Source organism: Vibrio sp. 11986-1-5 (assembly GCF_963878025.1).
GTDB lineage: Bacteria > Pseudomonadota > Gammaproteobacteria > Enterobacterales > Vibrionaceae > Vibrio > Vibrio injensis.
Genome location: NZ_CAWNVW010000020.1, coordinates 1 through 1,185, shown reverse-complemented (window position 1 = coordinate 1,185; position 1,185 = coordinate 1). Strand labels below are relative to the sequence as shown.

The following is a 1,185-nucleotide window of genomic DNA, read 5'->3' as shown; positions in this document are numbered from 1 at the left end:
ATTAAGCGATAACTTTAGCTACAACACCAGCGCCTACTGTACGGCCACCTTCACGGATAGCGAAACGTAGACCTTCATCCATCGCGATTGGTGCAATTAGCTCTACAACCATCTTGATGTTGTCGCCTGGCATTACCATCTCTACGCCTTCTGGTAGAGAAATGTCACCAGTTACGTCCGTTGTACGGAAGTAGAACTGTGGACGGTAGCCTTTGAAGAATGGAGTATGACGGCCACCTTCATCTTTTGACAATACGTAAACTTCTGATTCAAACTTCGTGTGTGGAGTGATTGAACCAGGCTTCGCTAGTACTTGACCACGTTCTACGTCATCACGCTTAGTACCACGTAGTAGTGCACCTACGTTCTCACCTGCACGACCTTCGTCAAGCAGCTTACGGAACATCTCTACACCTGTACAAGTAGTCGTCGTTGTATCTTTGATACCAACGATGGCAACTTCGTCACCTACACGTAGAATACCACGCTCGATACGACCTGTTACTACTGTACCACGACCTTGAATTGAGAATACGTCTTCGATTGGCATTAGGAATGCTTGGTCTACTGCACGCTCAGGCTCTGGAATGTATGAATCTAGCGCTTCTGCTAGTTCTACAATCTTCGCTTCCCACTGCTCTTCACCGTTCAATGCACCTAGTGCTGAACCTTGAATTACTGGTAGGTCGTCGCCTGGGAAATCGTACTCAGAAAGAAGTTCACGAACTTCCATCTCTACAAGCTCTAGCAACTCTTCATCGTCTACCATGTCACATTTGTTCATGAATACAACGATGTAAGGGATACCAACCTGACGGCCTAGTAGGATGTGCTCACGAGTTTGTGGCATTGGGCCATCTGTCGCAGCAACAACTAGGATACCACCGTCCATTTGCGCAGCACCAGTGATCATGTTTTTAACATAGTCAGCGTGTCCTGGGCAGTCTACGTGTGCGTAGTGGCGTGATGGAGTTTGGTATTCTACGTGTGAAGTAGAAATAGTAATACCGCGCTCACGCTCTTCTGGAGCATTGTCGATTGACGCGAAGTCTTTCGCTTCACCGCCGTATACTTTTGCAAGTACAGTACAGATAGCTGCTGTTAGAGTGGTTTTACCGTGGTCAACGTGGCCGATAGTACCAACGTTTACGTGCGGTTTCGTACGTTCAAATTTTGCTTTAGACA

The 1,185-nt window shown here is 47.2% G+C and carries 1 protein-coding gene; it reads right to left on the bottom strand.

Annotated features, from left to right (window positions below):
* Position 1 precedes the first annotated feature (1 nt).
* On the bottom strand, positions 2–1,185 hold a 1,184-nt coding region (tuf, locus tag AACS00_RS05895; RefSeq protein ID WP_110168455.1), incomplete at its 5' end, for an elongation factor Tu.